Origin of the sequence: Bacteroides sp. 14(A) (assembly GCF_000526555.1) — a bacterium.
Classification (GTDB): Bacteria; Bacteroidota; Bacteroidia; order Bacteroidales; family Bacteroidaceae; genus Bacteroides; species Bacteroides cellulosilyticus.
Map to the genome: position 1 here is coordinate 875,615 of NZ_JAGH01000005.1, position 17,508 is coordinate 893,122.

The window sequence follows — 17,508 nt, forward strand, 5'->3', positions numbered from 1 at the left end:
ACACGGACCGGGTGCGGTGCGGACAAAGAAATGTTCTAAAACTCCTTTCACTTCAATGTGACACGCGAATAAGCCGGCGCATCTATCGAACAGAAATCCTTATCCTGATATTTAAAATAACCAGTAATGGCAATCATGGCAGCATTATCCGTTGTATAGCTGAATTTAGGGATAAATATCCTCCATCCATACTTTTCAGCATGTTCACGGAAAGCATTACGCAGGCCGTTATTAGCAGAAACCCCACCAGCCACGGCTACTTGCTTAATCTTATATTCCTTTGCAGCCTTACGAAGTTTGTCCATCAGAATATCTACAACAGTAGCTTCAAGTGAAGCAGCCAGATCAACCTTATGATGTTCGATGAAATCAGGATCTTCCTTCATCCAATCACGCAAAGAATACAAAAATGAGGTTTTCAAACCACTGAAACTATAATCTAATCCGGGAATATGAGGTTTACTGAAAGTAAAAGCCTTCGGATTGCCCTGGCGAGCCAGTTTATCAATAATCGGACCACCGGGATATCCCAGCCCCATCACTTTCGAACATTTATCAATAGCTTCCCCTGCAGCATCATCAATTGTCTGGCCCAAAATCTCCATGTCATTGTATGCCTTTACCAGGATAATCTGTGAATTTCCCCCTGATACAAGCAAGCAAAGGAAAGGAAATTCAGGTTGAATAGTATCCTCACCTTCTGCTTTAATAAAATGAGCTAACACATGTCCAGTCAAGTGATTAACATCAATCATTGGAACACCTAAGGAACGGGCAAAACCTTTGGCAAACGACACACCCACCAACAAAGAACCCATCAACCCCGGTCCTCTTGTAAACGCCACCGCACTCAATTCTTCTTTAGTTACTCCGGCACGTTTTAATGCTTCATGAACCACTGGAACGATGTTTTGCTGATGTGCACGTGAAGCTAATTCGGGAACCACACCGCCATAGGCCTCATGCACCGCCTGACTGGAAACGACATTCGATAACAGATACCCATCTTTGATGACGGCAGCAGAGGTGTCGTCACAAGAGCTTTCTATTCCTAAAATTATTGTACTCATATCGTTATTTACGTTTAAACGCTGCAAAAGTAGTGATAAAAGTAGGATTGATAACGTATTATTTCATATTTTTGTTGGCTAATTCAAACAAACCGCCTATCAGAAAGTTAAAGAAGACAGTTCGCTGGGTGCTCGGTATTATACTTAGTTTGTATATCGGGACTATATTATTGTTGAACATTCCTTACGTTCAGCGACAAATATCTGTGCTCGTTGCGAACGAACTGGCTAATGTACTGGGTACACAACTAACCATTGGGCGGATCAATATGGGACTACTGAACCGCATTATTATTGACGACTTATTGTTAAACGACCAGTCAGGCAAGGAAATGCTAAAAGTATCCCGCCTTTCTGCAAAATTCGATATACTTCCCTTGTTCAAGGGCAAAGTATCGATCAGTAACGTACAGTTATTCGGCTTCAACATCAACCTGGAAAAAAAGACACCAGAAGACATTCCTAACTTCCAGTTCGTACTCAATGCATTTGCCTCTAAAGATACCATCAAAAAGGAAAGTAATCTGGACATACGTATCAACTCGTTGCTGATACGACGCGGTAAGATGTCTTATAACGTATTGTCGGCAGAAGAGACACCCGGAAAATTCAATGCACAACATATACAGCTACGAAACATCATCGCCAATATCTCGTTGAAAGCGCTCCAAAATGACTCTGTCAATGCAGCTGTGAAGCGCCTAAGCATTGAAGAAGAAAATTCCGGTTTTGAGTTAAAAAAACTAAGTTTCAAGATTGTAGCAAACAATCAGAAGATGAGCATTGAGAACTTCGCGATTGATTTGCCGAATACTTCGCTTGCAATGGATACCATCCATATGGAATATGACAGCTTGGGAGCTTTTAGAAACTTTACCAATGATGTACGCTTTTCCTTGCGGATATTTCCTTCGGACATTACTCTTTGTGACCTCGCCCCCTTTGTTCCGGCCTTTTCCCCTTTCAAGGAAAATTTGCAAGTGGCTTTGGAAGCTAACGGTACTATCAATCAGTTGAATTGTCCTCATCTGTCAATTACAGGAAACCAGCATTTTCATTTAAGGGGAGATGTTTCCTTGCAAGACCTGTCGCATCCTCAGGATGCATTCGTATTCGGCAACCTTTCCAGTTTATATGCTGATCCGGAAGGCATTGCATTTTTCGTTCGCAATTTAAGTAAAAACTACGAAGGTGTTCCTCCGGTACTGCAACGCTTAGGCACCATCTCGTTTAATGGGGAAGTCTCGGGATATTTCACAGATATTGTAACTTATGGCCTAGTGCGTACCGATATAGGTTCTATCAAGACCGACTTAAAATTAAGTTCAAATAAAGAAAAAGGTTATTTTTCTTATTCGGGTGCAGTAAAGACTGAAGAGTTTGAGCTAGGCAATATGCTGGCAAACGACCAGTTAGGAAAGGTCACATTCAATCTCAAAGTCGAAGGCAACCACTACGAAAAGCAATATCCTTCCATAGTAATGAAGGGATTAATCGCTTCCATCGACTATAGTGATTATAACTATGAGAACATCACACTCGACGGAGAATATAAACAAGGCGGTTTCAACGGAGAGATAGCATTGGATGACGAAAACGGTTCTGTTCTGCTAAATGGTAGCATTAATACAGCCAGTCGTGTACCGACTTTTAATTTCCATGCCAATATCCGTAATGTACGCCCCCACGAGCTTCACCTGACACCTAAATATGAAGATACGGCAGTCTCTGTTCAGTTAACGGCTGATTTCACCGGTGGTTCCATCGATGAAATGAATGGAGAGATCAATATTGACAGCCTGCAATTCACAGCACCCGATAGAAACTATTTTCTGGACAACTTAAAAATAACCGCCACTCAGGAAGACGAATCGCATAAACAATTAAAAATAACCTCTAATTTCCTGAATGCAAGTATTGAAGGAGATTATTCCTATCGCACACTACCCGCCAGTGTACTGAACATCATGCGAAGATATATTCCTGCTCTAATATTGCCGGACAAAAAAAACATAGAAAGTGAGAATAACTTCCATTTCGACATAAATATCTTTAATACGGATTTATTCTCCACCATCTTTAATATTCCGGTTAAGGTCTATACACATTCTACCCTAAAAGGATACTTTAATGACAAAGCACAGCGCCTGCGAGTAGAAGGATATTTCCCGCGTCTGCGCTATGGAGACAAGTTCCTTGAATCGGGTATGATCTTGTGTGAGAATCCCGGTGATAAATTTCATGCACGTGTACGATTCAGTAATCGCAAACCGGAAGGTTCCATCAACGTATCGTTAGACGCACAAGCCAAAGATGACCTTATTCAGACCTCTCTGAATTGGGGAAACAGTAGCGCTGTCACATATAGTGGCAAATTAGCTGCTGCTACACATTTCATCCGCACACAAGCTGAGGATCAGAACAAAAAGCGTTCCCGCTCAAACAAGAGTATTCCGGCTTTGAAAACCGTCGTCGATGTTCAAAAAACGGATATTATCCTGAATGACACTTTATGGGAAATACATCCGTCAAAAGTGGTAATCGACTCCGGAAAGATATATATAGACGACTTTTATTTCAGCCATAAAGACCGATACCTGCGCATCAACGGAACTATCTCAAAACAACCTCAGGATACGGTACGCCTGGATTTAAAAGATATCAATATAGGCTACGTATTTGATATTGCCGACCTTGGAGTTAATTTTAAAGGAGAAGCTACTGGTCCTGCCTATGCCAGCGGAGTATTGGAGAAGCCTGTTATGTATACTGACCTTTTCATCCGGGACCTTGGACTAAATGACGGTTTATTGGGCGATGCCAACATTCACGGAGAATGGCATCAGGAAGTAGAAGGTATCTATCTCGATGCCCATATCCATGAAAAAGATACAGCTAAAAGTCATGTATATGGCTACATATATCCCATAAAACCTAAAAGTGCGCTTGACTTACAGATTGAAGCTGACAACACCAATCTGAAATTCATAGAACACTACATGAGTAGTATCACACCTGAATTTAACGGACGTGCCAGCGGTCACGTACATTTCTATGGCAAATTCAAAGGGCTCACCATGGAAGGGCGCGTACTTGGCAATGCCTCCATGAAGGTAGACGTACTGAATACCACTTTCTTTATAAAAGACAGTATTCGCATAGAACCGAATGGACTGACTTTCCAAGATAACCGGATATTCGATACACAAGGCAATCAAGGGCATGTAGACGGTTATCTGCATTATGAGCATTTCAAGAACCTGGAATACCGTTTCCAGTTTGGAGTGAACAACATGCTGGTAATGAATACGAAGGAGTCACTGGATTTTCCTTTTTATGGAACGGTATACGGAACGGGGAATGCCCTGATAGCAGGTAACGCAAGGGATGGAGTCAATATCGATGTAGCCATGACGACCAACCGGAATACCAACTTCGTATATATAAAGGATAATGTATCTTCAGCCGCCAGCAACCAATTCATCAAATTCGTGGATAAGACACCGCGCCGGGCTGTGCTGGATTCTATCAATCTGATTTCCGACTATGAACTGGCGCAACAAGAGATACAGCAGGAGGAAGAAAGTGACACGGATATCCGCCTGAACCTGCTCGTAGAAGCTACACCGGATGCAAGCATGAAGATAGTGATGGACCCCATCGCCGGTGATTACATCAGTGGACGAGGATCCGGAAATATCCGTACGGAATTTTATAACAAGGCTGACGATGTGAAGATGTTCGGTAATTATCGTATCAGCCAGGGAGTTTATAAATTCAGCCTGCAAGAGGTAATACGCAAGGACTTTACCATCAAAGATGGAAGCACTATCAGTTTCAACGGTCCTCCGTTGGATGCCACCATGGATATCCAAGCAAGTTATATGGTGAATTCCGCATCCTTGAATGACTTGGTGCCGAATGTAAGCAACTACGGAATTCCAACGAGTATCCGTGTAAACTGTATCATGAACCTGACGGGGCAACTAACTTCTCCGGACATCAAATTAAGTCTGGAAGTGCCTAATGAACGGGATGAAGTGCAAGCCCTTATCCGTAACTACATTTCAACGGACGAACAAATGAATATGCAGATCCTCTATCTGTTAGGTATCGGCAAATTCTATACACCCGAGAATGTAGATGCCACACAAAATTCGAATATGATGACTTCTGTGCTTTCATCCACCCTTTCGGGACAACTAAACAATGCACTTTCCAACATTATTAATAGTAACAACTGGAATATAGGTACCAACCTCAGCACCGGAGAAAAAGGCTGGACGGATATGGAATTCGAAGGAATGCTATCGGGGCAATTACTGAACAATCGTCTGCTTATCAATGGTAACTTCGGATACCGAGACAATCCGATGGCAAATACGAACTTTGTAGGTGACTTTGAAGCAGAATGGCTTGTGAACCGTAGCGGAGATATTCGCCTGAAAGCGTATAATGAGACGAACGACCGCTATTATACAAGAACCAATCTGACAACGCAAGGCATCGGTATCATTTTCAAGAAGGACTTCAACCGATGGAAAGAGCTTATGTTCTGGAATAAGTGGAGGTTGAAAAGACTGAAACGGGAAATGGAACAAAAAGAAGCGGAAAAGAACACCGAAGAGCAAACAGAAGAAACAGAAACCACCGCTACCCAAGCAGCAGCAAAAGCAAAAGAAAAGAGAGGGGGAAGTTAATTTTCCCCTTCTTTATTTTAATACAGGCTATTTTCTTATTCATAGATCAATTTATAATCATTTATAAAGCCTATTCCTTCCGCTGTTTCTATACAGTTCAGCAACCGCCACTCACAACTGCGCACCCAGCTACGGAAGTTCTCTTCGGGTTGATACTCACTCCGGGCGAACTCCAACAAACGGTCTACCTCAAAATTATCGGAAATAATACCTGCTCCGCCGCGTGCCGCATCATAAGCGTTACAATCCTGTTCAATGTGCGCCGGTACCATCAGTAAAGGCTTACCCAGATACATAGCCTCGCAAACGGATTCAAAACCTGCCGTAGTGGCATACGCCCGGCAACCCGACATATAGCGAAGGAATTTTTCGTCATCCAACTGATGAAATGACAATGTTTCATCCATCCGGCACACTTCCGGCTCATCCGGTTTGTCCCAGAAGAAGTGCAAAGGCACTTCAGGATGCTGCTCATGCCACTGGGAGATACTTTCTCCAAATCCGGCATTAACCATATAACCGTGCACATACTCTCCAGAAGCAGCTTCACAACAAAGCACTTCGCGCCGCAGTAAAGGCGGTACCACGCGTATATGCGCTTCTTCGTCCGTTTCCATCGGACGGAATGAGAGAGCCAGCTTCTCTTTGGCTCCGATACACGTGAGTCGCGTAAAAAAACGGAGCATCAGCAGGCTCACGGGATTCTTTTGGGGAAACTCAAAGTCATGATGCAGAAAAAGATATTGATGGCCGACACTGATCTGCGGTACAGAAGGGCGGAAAAAAAGATAAGTCAAGCCCGTCAACAACTCATAAAAGTTGATTACGAGATCCGCATCAGTTTCATGGATACGCCGGTGAATATAACAGATGCTACGCAGATAAGCAGGAACTTGCATCAGATTATATGCGATACTGCGAGACATGCTGACCCGCTTATTGGCAGGTGTAGGCAGAAAGTTCGGACTGAGAAAGCGTTTCACAGGTGCCTGTATGCTGCGGTTGAAGAAACCCGGCAGGCGACGGGTATTGCTCTTTCCCACCAGTACTTCTACTACCTCGTGCCCGTTGCGCCGTAGAATTTCTTCCAGCGTGATGGCTTGCGTCAGATGACCGCGGCCTTCTCCTTGAACAATAAAAAGAACTTTCATCTTTATATTTATAATTTAGTAATTTACGATTTATAATTCACGATTTTAACTACAGAGGCGCTCTTCAGACTTTTCATTCATCAGCATATCCTCATACCGTAACACTTCCCAATTCCCGTCTTCATCCTCTACGAGTGCCGAAAGAGTTTCCACCCAGTCACCGGAGTTAAGATAATGTATATCATCATAATAAGTATTTGCTGGATGATGAATGTGCCCACAAATGATACCGTCGCATTTACGTGTACGGGCAAACTTCACCAGTTCCTCCTCAAAATCGGAAATATAAGAAACAGCGGATTTTACTTTTTGTTTAATCGCTTGTGACAAAGAATAATAAGGTTGTCCATGCCGGGCACGATACACATTATAAATACGGTTCAGCCATAATAGAAATGTATATCCCACATCTCCCAACTGTGCCAGCCACTTCATCCGTGTAGTGACAGTATCAAAAATATCTCCGTGCGTCACAAAATAACGCCGGCCGTGACTCTCGTGAATGAAATCTCTTACAATCTTTATATTATAGAATGTCATCGGTGCCAACCCATCCAGGAAATCATCGTGGTTGCCACGAACATAGATCACTTCTGTTCCCTGCTTTTCCATCATCTTCATGATAACTTTGAAGAAATCCGTATGCTTTGCCTGCCACTTCCGGGTGCCGCCTTTGCTCAAGGCCCAGCCGTCGATAATGTCACCATTCAGTATCAATCGCCGGCAGTTGACGGATTTCAGGAAGTTGCTTACTTCAACAGTTTTTGAGTGAGAGGTACCCAAATGGATATCAGACAACACAATGGTAGAATAAAAAGTACGTAATCTCATAGTGTCTGTATTCTTAGTTGCAGGCAAAGGTCAGTTATTCGTATTACGCCGATATGTAGAAAATATGACAAGTATCTTTCATTTTTTTCGCTGAACTTCCTTATCTTTACCCCTCAAAAGAAACTCTCGTATGAAAAAGCCCGGAAATATCCTCATTGTCGATGATAACCGCGGTGTGCTCACCGCTGTGCAACTGCTGTTGAAACCCCATTTCGAAAAGATCATCACGCTCACTTCACCTGTCACACTTACCTCTGTGTTACGTGAAGAAACTCCATCGGTGGTGTTACTTGACATGAACTTTACATCAGGCATCAATACCGGAAACGAAGGATTATTCTGGTTGCAGGAGATCAAACGCCTTCATCCCTCCTTACCTGTGGTTCTTTTCACTGCTTATGGAGATATTGATCTTGCCGTGCGTGGCATTAAAGAGGGCGCTACAGACTTTATTGTCAAGCCATGGGATAATCAAAAGTTGGTGGAAACCTTACTGAATGCAGCCCAAGCCATTCAGAATAAGAATAATGGAAAAAATGCCTCTCCTGTAGCCCCTGCCATGTATTGGGGAGAAAGTCCCATCATGCAGCAACTGCGCTCGCTGGTGGAGAAAGTCGCCATAACCGATGCAAATATCCTTATCACCGGAGAAAACGGTACGGGAAAAGAGATGCTGGCACGTGAAATTCATGTACTTTCTTCCCGCCGTACGAAAGAAATGATTGCTGTAGACATGGGAGCCATCACCGAAAGCCTCTTTGAAAGCGAGCTTTTCGGACATACAAAAGGCTCTTTTACAGATGCATACGCAGACCGTCCCGGTAAGTTCGAAACAGCAGACCATAGCACATTGTTTCTCGATGAAATCGGCAATTTACCCTATCACCTGCAAGCCAAACTACTGACCGTATTGCAACGCCGCAGTATTGTCCGTGTAGGTAGCAACCTGCCTATCGCTGTTGACATCCGTCTGATTTGTGCCACCAACCGCAACCTGAACGAGATGGTACAACGCAATGAATTCCGTGAAGATTTGCTTTACCGCATCAATACTATCCATCTTGAAATACCGCCTTTGCGCGAACGACCAGAAGACATTCTTCCTCTTGCCGAACGCTTTATAACACGCTTCTGCAAGCAATATGACAAAGCATTATTACGGCTTTCCGATGCTGCCTGTACCAAATTGAAAACACACCCCTGGTACGGAAATATCCGCGAACTGGAGCATGCCATAGAGAAAGCAGTCATTATCTGCGACGGCAACGAACTGCCGGCAGAACTGTTCCAGCTACCTAAGCGTCCCGAAACCTCACGCACCGGAAGCGATGCCGGTACAGAAGCGGCCACCCTTGAAGAAATGGAACGGAAAATGATACAGAAAGCTCTGGATACCTATAACGGCAATCTATCCGCTGTTGCCGCACAACTCGGCATCACCCGGCAGACTCTCTATAACAAAATGAAAAAGTTCGGATTATGAAACATTACTACCGATACATCACCGACCGCTACCTTTTCCGTATCGTCATCTCTCTCCTGTTGGCGGGAGCTGTCACGGTATCCATTATTTATAAAGACCTTCTATGGATCGTCATCTCTTCCTTGCTGCTGTTAACGAGTCTGCGCTGGCAATGGAAACTGTATCGCCGGCATACACAGAAGGTTCTGTTTCTGCTCGATGCCATTGAAAACAACGATGCATCCATCCATTTCTCCGAACACGAAGATATTCCGGACAACCATATTGTAAACCAAGCCCTGAACCGTGTTGCTTCTATATTATATAATGTAAAGAGCGAAACGGCACAACAGGAAAAGTATTACGAACTCATTCTCGACTGCATCAATACCGGTATCCTGGTACTGAACGATGCAGGTGCTGTTTACCAGAAAAATAACGAAGCCCTCCGCCTGTTAGGCCTGGAAGTCTTCACCCATGTCAGCCAACTTAACCGTATTGATGCAAATCTTATGGGACTTTTCGCCCATTGCCACCCCGGAGATAAGTTGCAAACCCGCCTGTCCAACGAACGCGGCACAGTCAATCTCTCCATCCGCGTCTCCGACATAACCATCCGTCAGGAGCATTTCCGTATCCTTGCCCTGAATGATATCAATAACGAACTGGATGAAAAGGAAATTGACTCTTGGATACGCCTGACCCGTGTACTGACACATGAAATTATGAATTCCGTCACTCCTATCACTTCACTGAGCGATACATTGCTGACGCTGATACAAGGAAGCGAAGAATTAAAAGCGAAAAGTGAATCCATTTCTTCCTACAAAGAAACTGCTGACGAAATCCGCAATGGCCTGCACACCATCAGCACCACGGGCAAAGGACTTCTCTCTTTTGTAGAAAATTACCGCCGTTTCACCCGTATCCCCAAACCGGAACCTTCCTTGTTCTACGTCAAAGGTTTTATCAACCGCATGGTGGAACTGGCACGGCATCAATATCCTGATTCCCATATCACTTTCCACTCCCACATCACTCCGGATGACCTTATTCTTTATGCAGATGAGAACCTTATCTCACAGGTACTCATCAACTTATTGAAAAATGCCATTCAGGCCATCGAAGCAGCAGAAATTCCGGAAGGCATCATCACCTTACACGCTTATTGCAATGAAAATGAAGCCGTACTCATCGAAGTATCCAATAACGGTCCTGCCATTCCTCCTGAAGTAGCAGAACACATTTTCATACCTTTCTTCACCACAAAAGAAGGTGGCAGCGGCATCGGATTGAGCATTTCCCGTCAAATAATGCGCCTGTCAGGTGGCAGCCTTTCCCTGCATCCCGGAAAGGAAACTATGTTTGTGCTAAAATTCAATTAAGAAAATTTGTAATGAAGGATTATATGAAAAGAAAGTAAAATTCAATCTGAACATTTTACACCTTGCAATTGTTTAAAAATAGACGTAACTTCGCTTTGCGATAACTAAATCCTTGAATAAACAACTTAAATAATACCTAATTTATGATTTTTACAGCAGAAAACATTCTTTTAATTGGTTCTATCTTACTTTTCATTAGTATTATTGTCGGCAAGACCGGCTATCGATTCGGAGTCCCTGCCCTGTTACTGTTCCTTGTCGTCGGCATGATTTTCGGTAGCGATGGTTTCGGACTACAGTTTCATAACGCTAAAGAAGCACAATTTATTGGTATGGTTGCTCTTAGCGTTATTTTGTTTTCCGGCGGTATGGATACTAAATTCAGCGAAATTAAACCGATTCTTGTTCCGGGTATTGTCCTCTCCACATTCGGCGTACTGCTTACCGCCGTCTTTACAGGATTCTTCATCTGGTGGATCTCCGGCATGAGTTGGTCAAATATTTATCTTCCTATCACTACATCCCTACTACTTGCTTCCACCATGTCATCTACTGATTCCGCTTCTGTATTCGCCATCTTGCGTTCGCAGAAAATGAATCTGAAACATAACCTTCGTCCCATGCTGGAGCTCGAAAGTGGTAGTAATGACCCCATGGCTTACATGCTTACCATCGTGCTGATACAGTTCATACAATCCGGTGGAATGGGTATTGCAGGTATCTTCGGTTCATTCGTTATCCAATTTATAGTAGGTGCGGCTGCCGGATACCTTCTCGGCAAACTTGCCATCCTCATGCTGAATAAACTCAACATTGATAATCAGGCCCTTTATCCCATCCTTCTGCTTGCATTTGTATTTTTCACTTTCTCCATTACCGATCTTCTGAAAGGAAATGGTTACCTCGCCGTTTACATTGCCGGTATTATGGTAGGTAACAACAAGATAATGCATCGCAAAGAGATTTATACCTTCATGGATGGATTGACTTGGCTGTTCCAAATCATCATGTTCCTTTGCCTCGGTTTGTTGGTAAATCCTCACGAATTACTCGATATCGCTTTGGTAGCAACGCTTATCGGTGTATTTATGATTGTTATTGGTCGTCCGCTCAGTGTCTTCCTCTGCTTGCTGCCTTTCGGTAAGAAGATTACAAACCGTTCGCGACTCTTCGTTTCCTGGGTAGGTTTGCGCGGAGCAGTGCCTATCATCTTCGCCACTTATCCGGTAGTAGCGCAAGTACCGGGTGCCGACGTGATCTTCAATATCGTATTCTTTATCACGATTGTTTCTCTCGTTATCCAAGGTACTACCGTTTCCTTAGCTGCCCGCTTACTGAAACTTTCTACTCCACTGGAGAAGACCGGTAATGAATTCGGTGTGGAATTGCCCGAAGAAATAGATAGTGATCTCAGCGATATGACCGTTACCACGGAGATGCTGGAAGAAGGCGATACCCTGAAGGATATCACTCTGCCTAATGGAGCACTCGTAATGATTGTGAAACGAGGCACGGAATTCCTGATACCGAACGGATCGCTGAAATTACATTTGGGGGATAAGTTGTTGCTGATTTCGGATAAGAAGAGTAGTGATTAATATGTGTGTACTTTTTCTTTCGTTTGCCCGAAAGAAAAAGATACCAAAAAGAAAGGGCACGGGCTACGTCTACGGTGCTACTCCGATACCGCCATGCGCAGACGGGGCTCGAACTCGCTACGCTCAAACAAATCGCCCCTTACCTGCGCCTGACAATATCTCCGCCTAACGCACCTACGCCTATGCCCGAAGGCTGCGCGATACAGGACTATGCATCACAGATGCTATGTAATGCAACCACGTAATATTTCCCCCATTCATACCGAATGGTCTCCCGGCCTCACTGTAGGGGCGTTAAGCGTAGAAAGTGTTTTCGGCGTTAAGAAGGGCAGGCTGTTTGAGCGAAGCGAGTTCCTGCCCTTTAGCTGAAAATACTTTCGGAGTAGCCCCGGAAGTGCAGCCTTGATTTTTTCTTTGGTATCTTTCTTTTGCATCAAGGCAAAAGAAAGTACAATTGGTTATTTTTTCTTTTTCTTTCGCCTCCCACCAAAGAATAAATATATAAACTTGCACGACATCACATTTAGCTCTATATTTGCGCAGTTTTAACTAAAGTGTGCAAATTTAACAGATGGAACAGGAACAACACTTCATTGATTACATTGAACAAAGCATCATTCGGAACTGGAACTTAAACGCCTTGACTGACTACAAAGGTGCTACTCTCCAATATAAAGACGTGGCTCGCAAGATTGCAAAATTCCATATTGTACTGGAAAGTGCCGGTATCCAGCCGGGTGATAAAATTGCCGTCTGCGGTCGTAACAGTGCACACTGGGCAGTTACTTTCCTGGCAACCATCACTTATGGAGCTGTTATTGTGCCTATCCTTCACGAATTTAAAGCGGATAATATACATAATATCGTCAATCACTCAGAAGCCAGACTGCTTTTTGTGGGAGACCAAGTGTGGGAAAACCTGAATGAAGACGCCATGCCGCAATTGCTGGGCGTTATTCTGATGACTGAATTCACCCCTGTAGTCTGTCGCGACAAACGATTGATGGAAGCTTTCGAGCACCGCAATACACTCTACGGACAACGCTATCCTAAAAACTTCCGTCCCGAACACATCTGTTATCGGAAGGATGAACCGGAAGAACTTGCCATCATTAACTATACCTCCGGTACTACCGGATATTCCAAAGGTGTTATGCTCCCCTATCGCAGCCTTTGGTCCAACGTGAATTACTGCCATGAGATGCTTCCGGTGAAACCGGGCGATAATATGGTTGCCATGCTTCCTATGGGACATGTGTTTGGAATGACTTACGATTTCCTCTACGGTTTTTCAGCCGGGGCACACCTCTACTTCCTCACTCGCATGCCGACTCCTAAAATTATCGCACAGTCTTTCGCTGAAATCAAACCACGTGTCATCTCATGCGTACCTCTGATTGTAGAAAAGATTATCAAGAAGAATATTCTGCCCCGTGTAGATAATAAAATAGGTAAGTTGCTGCTTCGTCTTCCTATCATCAATGACAAGATCAGAGCTCTTGCACGCAAAGAAGCAATGGAAATATTCGGCGGTAACTTCGATGAAATTATCGTTGGTGGAGCCCCGTTCAATGCAGAAGTCGAGCGCTTTCTCAAACAGATAGGCTTCCCCTACACCATCGCTTATGGTATGACGGAATGTGGTCCTATCATCTGTTCCAGCCGATGGGAAACCCTGAAGTTGGCATCATGCGGTAAGGCAACCACACGCATGGAAGTGAAGATCGATTCGTCTGATCCGGAAAAGGTGGCGGGAGAAATCATTTGTCGGGGTACCAACCTGATGCTGGGATATTATAAGAACCAGGAAGCAACCTCACAAATCATTGACGTAAATGGCTGGCTGCATACAGGCGATTTAGGCACAATGGATGCGGAAGGTTATGTAACTGTGCGCGGGCGTAGCAAGAATATGTTGCTCACTTCCAGCGGACAAAACATCTACCCGGAAGAGATTGAAAGCAAACTGAATAATATGCCTTACGTTTCCGAGTCGCTCATTGTGTTGCAAAAAGAAAAATTGGTAGCACTGATTTATCCGGACTTTGACGATGCATTTGCCAATGGACTGCAACAAACGGATGTAGAGCGTATGATGGAAGCTAACCGTAACGAACTCAACCAGCAATTACCGGCTTATTGCCAGATATCAAAGGTGAAGATACATTTTGAGGAGTTTGAAAAGACAGCCAAAAAATCTATTAAACGGTTTATGTATCAGGAGGCTAAAGGTTAACAAAGATATAAGATCAAGTCTATATTTTTAATTAATGTTATAGAACATACTTTTTTATTTGGATAATTTGCAGTTATCCCGAAAGTACGTATATTTGCACTGTGTTTTTCATAGTATTAGATTTAAGGTTAACAAAGGTTGGAGTACAGCGGTACTCCTTTTTTTATGCCCATACGTTTCCTACCTCTCACGTACATACATCTTTTTCTCCGGTCCTACGCCCTTCACCGTAACCTTTTTCCAATGTGCAGGAAGTATAGAAGATAATTGCTCCACACCGCCATCCGTTATCTGCAATCCACAGAAGCCATTTATAACAGCTTGCAGTAATCCGCCTGCTCCCGTCATAAAGTAAGGATTATCACTGGTGGGCGTTTCCGCCAATACACCGAAAGGAGCACGCAAGTTCGGCTGATAGCAACGGCAGAACATCTCATAGGCACGCTTCGCATCCCCCATCCGGGCATACTGCACACAGAATACGGAATAAGACATGGCCGGACCATTCTGCGGATCAATCTTATCGACATAATATTCCATATCCTTCTTTTGCGATTCAGCATCCCCGACAAAATACAATGGATATCCCAATAAATTCACATCCGCCTGCTTTATCATCTCACCGTTGTATGTGGCATGCTCACGAGTGACTCCATCTTTAAAACGAAGAATACGGATGCCCTTGCCCACTTCTTCCCATATTTCCGGAACAGGCTCATTACATATCCTTGCCGCCTCACAAGCATATTCCAAAGCCCGGATAGCCGCACCATTTGTGAAAGCATTATCATCCACCCCATTTGCATATTCATCGGCTCCCACTACATTGCAAATGGAGTAAGAACCGTCATCATTACGCGTCACACGGCTTACCCAAAAGTCAGCAACCGCTTTCATCAGCGGAAATGCTTTCGTCCGCAGCCACTGTCCGTCACGGGTAAGGCAATAATAATTCCAGCAGGCAATACTGATGTCCGCAGTGATATGATGCTCCAGAGGACCTGTCAAAGCAAAAGTAGGAGTCGATTCTTCCCCGTAATCATCACTCTCCCAAGGAAACATAGCTCCCTTGAAACCGTATGCCATTGCTTTCTTGCGGGCAGCCATCAAACGGTCAATACGATAATCGATCATAGATTCGGCAATTCCCTTATTCAGCAACAGCATCGGGGGAAACATCCAAAGTTCCGAATCCCAGAATATATGTCCATTGTAACCTTGCGAAGAAAGTCCCATGGGCGAGATGCTCAATCCGCTTCCTTCCCTGCAAGAAGAATAAAGGTTGAAAAGTGCAAACCGAACCGCCCGTTGTGCTTCGTCATCCCCTTCTATCAGGATATCGCTTTCCCACAATTCATTCCAAAGACTACGATGTACAGCCATCAGCGAAGTTGTACCTTCATGAATAGCATAAATCACCTGCCGTTCAGCCTCATTATACGGATCGCTAAAGTCACGGGCGGAGCATACAGAACCCACCAAAGCAAAAGATATCTGCTCTCCTTTCTTCAGATTAAGTACGAAAGACATCTCTTTAGTCACTTCATCATAAAGAGGCTCTTGTACTGCTCCCTTATTAAAAATAAAAGCGGAAGAAGCGGAAACTTTTTGTTGCCGATGAGCAGATACAGCATAAGATTGTAGCATATACATTTGTGTATCATCCGCCCTCATTTTCCGGAAGCGCTGTGTCGGCTGACTGTATTCTTGGGGAATATCCATCCGGGCAGCAACTTTCAGGGATACATCGGACAAAGCTTTCACCTCCACACGGATAAGCCCCGCATAAGGCATATTTCTTAAAGCGCAAATGCTATAACCCACATCGACTTTCCCGACTGCCCGGAAACTGCTGTTATGAGTTGCTTCTTTCATATCAACACACTGCTTCCAGTTTGTGATACATTCCGTATTCACCTCTTTTCCATCTACATCCATCGACATCAGGAAAGGATTGATTCCTTTCAACACGCGGCTTACCCCCTGAGGGCCATCCGTATCGAACACATGATTCAGCATCACCTGTCGCACTGAGAAAGGTTCTTTCCAGGGAAGAATACCGATTCCGCCATTCGCCATAGGGGCGCCTACATAAGGAGCATTTATATCAGAAGCATGAAGTTGCCACAAAGTGTCATCTTCTCCTTTCACCATCTGCACAAAGAAAAAAACAAGTAGAAAGAAACAGGAAATGCGTGCTTTCATAATCAATATGGAATTATAGTTTTCTATGCAAAAATAAGTAAAATCCTCAATAATCCGGCAATCAATTGTTATCTTTACTTCCAAACCAAAACTCTGTTATCATGGATATACATACTTTTATGACTAATTATCGGGAAGCATTTGGTGAACGTGCCGAACTTCCCATCGCCTTCTGGTACTCTGATAAACAGGAAAGCGAAACAGAAAAAATTGGCGGTTGCTTCTTCAAGGGCCTCCAACAGGTAAGAGAAGGTAAAACCATCAGCCTGAACAGCGACGTCATAGGATGTGGCGGCGGAAAATTCTACACCGGCTTCACGGAAATGCCGATACACGTACCTAACTTCGTATCTCTGAAAGAGAAGTACAAAAAGACTCCTGAAATGGTAATAAATTACATAGAGCAACTCCAAGTGCAACGCACGGAAAAGGCTTACCTGCATTTTGCCCGGATTGATAAGATTACTTCTTTCGATCATTTAGAAGGTTTGCTATTCCTTGCCACGCCCGATATTTTGTCGGGACTTGTCACATGGGCTTCTTACGATACGGAAGCATTTGATGCCGTAATCACACCGTTTGGGTCCGGTTGCAGCTCCGTTGTAAGTTTTGCTGTTACTGAAAACCAAAAAGGGAGCAAACGCTGTATCCTCGGCTTCTTCGATCCGTCCGTGCGTCCCCACTTTGAGGCCAATTTGTTGAGCTTCACTATTCCCATGTCCCGTTTCAAAGAAATGTATCACACCATGCGCGAAAGTTGCCTGTTCGATACACATGCCTGGGGAAAGATAAAAGAGCGTATCAACGAATAAAACCCTGAAAAAAAGTAAAGAAACAACACCTAACTTTTAATTAGTGTTATAAAAACAC

At 43.9% G+C, this 17,508-nt stretch carries 11 protein-coding genes; 7 read left to right on the forward strand and 4 right to left on the reverse strand.

The window, feature by feature from the left end; translation table 11 throughout:
• Window positions 1-47: 47 nt before the first annotated feature.
• Entirely contained in the window at window positions 48-1,070 is a 1,023-nt protein-coding gene (gene tsaD, locus K429_RS0126560; protein ID WP_022210454.1) for a tRNA (adenosine(37)-N6)-threonylcarbamoyltransferase complex transferase subunit TsaD, read from the reverse strand.
• Between the two features lie 32 nt (window positions 1,071-1,102).
• Between tsaD and K429_RS0126565 the strand changes: the two genes are divergently transcribed.
• Entirely contained in the window at window positions 1,103-5,770 is a 4,668-nt protein-coding gene (locus tag K429_RS0126565; RefSeq protein WP_231501917.1) for a translocation/assembly module TamB, read from the forward strand.
• Between the two features lie 35 nt (window positions 5,771-5,805).
• Here the strand turns inward: K429_RS0126565 and K429_RS0126570 are convergent, their stop codons facing one another.
• On the reverse strand, window positions 5,806-6,921 hold the full coding sequence (locus tag K429_RS0126570) for a glycosyltransferase family protein (protein ID WP_029328728.1): 1,116 nt from the start codon (window positions 6,919-6,921) through the stop codon (window positions 5,806-5,808).
• Window positions 6,922-6,966: 45 nt separating this feature from the next.
• Window positions 6,967-7,752, reverse strand: a complete 786-nt coding sequence (locus K429_RS0126575; protein ID WP_029328729.1) for a UDP-2,3-diacylglucosamine diphosphatase — start codon at window positions 7,750-7,752, stop codon at window positions 6,967-6,969.
• Window positions 7,753-7,882: 130 nt separating this feature from the next.
• Between K429_RS0126575 and K429_RS0126580 the strand changes: the two genes are divergently transcribed.
• The 5 genes from K429_RS0126580 (at window position 7,883) to K429_RS0126600 (ending at window position 14,433) form a co-directional block, all read left to right on the forward strand.
• Window positions 7,883-9,235: a sigma-54 dependent transcriptional regulator gene (locus K429_RS0126580; RefSeq protein WP_029328730.1), complete on the forward strand. Its 1,353-nt coding sequence runs from the start codon at window positions 7,883-7,885 to the stop codon at window positions 9,233-9,235.
• The gene (locus tag K429_RS0126585; protein ID WP_029328731.1) at window positions 9,232-10,599 is read left to right on the forward strand and encodes a PAS domain-containing sensor histidine kinase; all 1,368 of its coding nucleotides are present in this window, start codon (window positions 9,232-9,234) and stop codon (window positions 10,597-10,599) included. Before K429_RS0126580 ends, K429_RS0126585 begins: the two co-directional genes overlap by 4 nt.
• A gap of 143 nt (window positions 10,600-10,742) precedes the next feature.
• A complete protein-coding gene (locus K429_RS0126590) occupies window positions 10,743-12,197 on the forward strand; it encodes a potassium/proton antiporter (RefSeq protein WP_007218583.1) in 1,455 nt (484 codons plus the stop codon).
• 5 nt (window positions 12,198-12,202) lie between these two features.
• The gene (locus K429_RS30510) at window positions 12,203-12,442 is read left to right on the forward strand and encodes a hypothetical protein (RefSeq protein ID WP_144430768.1); all 240 of its coding nucleotides are present in this window, start codon (window positions 12,203-12,205) and stop codon (window positions 12,440-12,442) included.
• 326 nt (window positions 12,443-12,768) lie between these two features.
• The gene (locus K429_RS0126600; RefSeq protein WP_029328732.1) at window positions 12,769-14,433 is read left to right on the forward strand and encodes a long-chain fatty acid--CoA ligase; all 1,665 of its coding nucleotides are present in this window, start codon (window positions 12,769-12,771) and stop codon (window positions 14,431-14,433) included.
• Window positions 14,434-14,613: 180 nt separating this feature from the next.
• On the opposite strand, the gene K429_RS0126605 is transcribed toward K429_RS0126600, so the two are convergent.
• On the reverse strand, window positions 14,614-16,638 hold the full coding sequence (locus K429_RS0126605; RefSeq protein ID WP_029328733.1) for a glycoside hydrolase family 65 protein: 2,025 nt from the start codon (window positions 16,636-16,638) through the stop codon (window positions 14,614-14,616).
• 101 nt (window positions 16,639-16,739) lie between these two features.
• Here K429_RS0126605 and K429_RS0126610 point away from each other — a divergent pair, with 101 nt between their 5' ends.
• The gene (locus K429_RS0126610) at window positions 16,740-17,450 is read left to right on the forward strand and encodes a DUF169 domain-containing protein (RefSeq protein ID WP_029328734.1); all 711 of its coding nucleotides are present in this window, start codon (window positions 16,740-16,742) and stop codon (window positions 17,448-17,450) included.
• The last annotated feature ends 58 nt before the right edge of the window (window positions 17,451-17,508 follow it).